The organism is Streptomyces sp. CRN 30, from assembly GCF_034105845.1.
This window is the reverse complement of sequence record NZ_JAVRHI010000522.1, coordinates 1-3,582: the sequence shown is the minus strand read 5'-3', so window position 1 is coordinate 3,582 and position 3,582 is coordinate 1. Positions and strand designations below refer to the sequence as shown.

The window sequence follows — 3,582 nt, the reverse complement described above, 5'->3', positions numbered from 1 at the left end:
CGGCTGCCCGGCGGGCACGGCACGTCCGGGGAACGGGCCGTCGCCCCGGCGGCCGTCGGGCGCGCCGTGTCGCGGAAGGCCGTCGGCGGCCCGTCCGGGCACGGTCACCGCCCGGGACCCGAACCCGCGACCGTGGCCCGTCAGCGTGGACCACGGCTCAGGAGCAGGGCGGTGGCGGTGCGTACGTCCGTGTCGAGGGGGCGGTCCGGGTCGACCGGTGCGACGGCTTCCGTCAGGGCGGCGAGCAGCTCCGCGCACCGGGGTGCGGTCGGCCGGCGGGCGCCGACGTGGACGGCCTGGCGCAGGCCGAGCGCGAGCGAGCCGCACAGCAGTCCCAGCAGCTCCGCCTGGTCGTAGGAGCGCAGCGCCGCCTGGGTGCCGAACGGGACGACGTCCTGGTTGTGGAGGTTGGTCGGCAGGCTCTGCATCGCGGCGGGCGTGGCGGTGCGCCGGATCTCGGCGACGAACGCGGTGGTGGCCAGCTGGACGCCCTGGAGGCCGTGCTGCGCGCCGGGCACGGTGGCGAGCATGGGCGGCAGACCGCCGTTGCGGGCGGGGTCCACCAGCAGGTCCAGCTGCCGTTCGGCGAGGTTGCCGAGCTGGGCGGTGACGGAGGCGAGCAGGTCGGCGGCGAACGCGGCGGGCTGGCCGAAGAAGTTCCCGCCGTGCACGACCTTCCCGGCGTCCTCGCCGCCGTCGGGGAAGAACAGCGGGTTGTCGCTGACGCCGTTCAGGTCGGCGGCGACCACGGCGTCGACGTACCGCAGGGCGTCCTCCGCCGCGCCGAGCAGCTGCGGGGCGCAGCGGATGCTGTACGGCTCCTGGAGCGGCCGGTCGCCGGACGGGACGACGCCGCTCAGGGTGCGGCGCATGCGGGCGCCGGTGTCGACGGCGCCCGGGTGGCCGTAGGCGCGCAGCAGGTCCTCGTCGAGGAAGCCGGGGTCGCAGCCGAGGAGGTCGGCGAGCAGGCAGCCGAGGTCGGTGAGGGCGCGGTGCGCGGCGCGGACGGTGTCGCGGGCGAGGGCGAGGGCGGCGGTGGTGACGGAGGTGCCGTTGACGAGGGCGAGGGCGTCCCGGCCGTCGAGGGCGAGCGGGGTCAGTCCGGCGGCGGTCAGCGCCTCGCCGGCCGGCATCCGGCGGCCGTCCAGGTGGGCGTGGCCCCGGCCGCGCAGGGCCTGGGTGGCGTAGGCGAGCGGGATCAGGTCGCCGCTGGCGCCGACGGAGCCGTACCGGGGGACGGCGGGGGTGAAGGTGGTGGCGAACATCGCGGCGAGCCGGTCGACGACCTCGGCGGAGACGCCGGAGAGCCCCTGGGCGAGGGACCGGGTGCGCAGCAGCAGCGCGGCCCGGACGACGTCCCCCGGCAGGTCGGGTCCCTGGCCGGCGCCGAGGTGGGCGAGGGTGTTGTCGCACTGGTCGGCGGCGTCGGCGCGGCCCGCGTAGCCGACCAGGGCGCCGAAGCCGGTGGTGGCGCCGTAGATCGCGCGGTCCGGGCCGCCCTCGCCGTGCCTGAGGGCGTGGAAGAGGTGCCGCCCGCGGTCGAGACGGGCGCGGGTCTCCTCGTCGACCGTGACGGTGAGCGGCCGCGCGGCGCGGCGCAGGGCGGCGGAGTCCAGGGGGCCGGTGAGCGGAAGGCTGTCGGTGGTGGTGGGCACGGCTGGAAACGTAGGCGGGGAATCTCAGAGCGCTCTGAAATCGGGTGGATAGCTTCCGGGCCATGGCGCACGACTACCTGATCATCGGAGCGGGGCCCGCGGGACTGCAACTCGCCGCCTCCCTGGAGCGTGACGGTGCGGACTACGTCGTCCTGGAACGCGGCAGCGGTCCGGGCGCGTTCTTCGAGCGGTTCCCGCGGCACCGGCAGCTCATCTCGACCAACAAGGTGCACACCGGCTACGACGATCCGGAGCTGCGGCTGCGGATGGACTGGAACTCGCTGCTGAGCGACGATCCGGAGCTGCTGTTCACCCGGTACAGCCCGCGGTACTTCCCGCCGGCCGACGACATGGTCCGCTATCTGCGGGACTTCGCCGACCGGACCGGGGTACGGGCGCGGTACGGCACCGCGGTGGAGCGGGTCACCCGCGACGCCGACGGCTTCACCGTCACCGACGGCGCCGGGGGCACCTGGCGGGCCCGGAACGTGGTGGCCGCCACCGGGCTCTTCCTGCCGAACCTGCCGGACATCCCCGGCATCGAACTGGCGGAGGTGTACGCCACCTTCGAGACCGACCCCGAGTCCTTCACCGACCAGCGGGTGCTGATCATCGGGCGGGGCAACTCCGCCTTCGAGACCGCCGACAGCCTGATGGAGCACGCCGCGGTCATCCACGTCACCGGCTCCGGTTCGCTGCCGATGGCGTGGCGGACGCACTACGTCGGCCATCTGCGGGCGGTGAACAACAACTTCCTCGACAGCTACCAGCTCAAGTCGCAGAACGCGCTGCTCGACGGCCGGGTGCTGTCGATCCGCCGGGCCGCGGACGGCTTCCACGTGCCGGTCTCCTTCGAGCGGGCCGACGACGTCGTCAAGGAGATCCGCTACGACCGGGTGATCGTCGCGACCGGGTTCCGGGTCGACACCTCGGTCTTCGACGACACCTGCACGCCCGAACTGACGGTCAACGGCCGCTTCCCGGCGCTCACCCCCGTCGGCGAGTCGGTCAACGTGCCCGGCCTGTGGTTCGCGGGGACGCTGATGCAGGGCCGGGACTTCAAGAAGGCGACGACCGGCTTCATCCACGGCTTCCGCTACACGGTGCGCGCCCTGCACCGCACCCTGCGCAGGCGCCACCACGGCGAGCCCTGGCCGACGACGGAGCTGGGGAGCACGACGGAGGCGGCCGTCGACGCGGTCGTCACCCGGGTCAACCGCTCCTCCGCCCTGTGGCAGCAGTTCGGCGTCCTCGGCGACCTGCTGCTCCTCGGCCCGGACGGCACGTTCCGCTACGCCGAGGAGGTTCCCGTCGCCCATGTGCCGGACGCCGTGCGCGACGGGGAGTTCGGGGCGGTGGCGGCCCACGCGGTGATCACCCTGGAGTACGGGGAGGACCACGACCGGGTCGACCCGTTCGACGTCACCGCGGGCCGCAAGTCCCAGCAGGACGTGGCGGGTCTGGACGGCCGCTATCTGCATCCGGTGGTCCGCTGGTACCGGGACGGGGAGTTCGCCGCCGAGTACCACCTCGCGGAGAATCTGGAGAACGAGTGGGACAGCGAGAAGCACCACCGCGCCCCGCTCCGCGCGTTCCTGGACGAGCGTCGTGCCCCGGTCGCCCCGGTGTCACCGTGACCCTGCGCACGCTGCACGACAAGGCACGGCAGACGCTGGACCCCGCCCACTACGACTACGTGGCGGGCGGGGCCGGCGAGGAACGCGTGGCCGTCGGCAACGAGCGGGCCTTCGACCGGTACCGGCTGCTGCCCAGGGTTCTGACGGGCGGTGAGCGGCGGGACACCTCGGTGGATCTGCCGGGGGCGCGGCGGACGGCGCCGGTGTTCGTGGCGCCGACCGCGTTCCACCGGCTGCTGCACCCCGACGGCGAGCGGGCCACGGCCCGCGCCGCCGCGGCCGAGGGCGCC

3 protein-coding genes are annotated in these 3,582 nt (G+C 74.5%); 2 read left to right on the top strand and 1 reads right to left on the bottom strand.

Annotated elements, in window-relative coordinates:
• Positions 1 to 140 precede the first annotated feature (140 nt).
• Complete coding sequence (locus UW392_RS61520) at positions 141 to 1,655, bottom strand: aromatic amino acid ammonia-lyase (RefSeq protein ID WP_320784241.1); 1,515 nt, start codon at positions 1,653 to 1,655, stop codon at positions 141 to 143.
• Positions 1,656 to 1,717: 62 nt separating this feature from the next.
• On the opposite strand from UW392_RS61520, the gene UW392_RS61515 reads away from it, so the two are divergent.
• Entirely contained in the window at positions 1,718 to 3,292 is a 1,575-nt protein-coding gene (locus UW392_RS61515; RefSeq protein WP_320784240.1) for an NAD(P)-binding domain-containing protein, read from the top strand.
• Positions 3,289 to 3,582, top strand: a 294-nt coding sequence (locus tag UW392_RS61510; RefSeq protein WP_320784239.1) for an alpha-hydroxy-acid oxidizing protein, incomplete at its 3' end; no start/stop codon positions are given. The genes UW392_RS61515 and UW392_RS61510, both read left to right, overlap by 4 nt.

Coding starts and splice junctions, on each gene's coding strand:
- UW392_RS61515 (WP_320784240.1), top strand. CDS start 1,718: ATGGCGCACGACTACCTGATCATCGGAGCGGGGCCCGCGGGACTGCAA.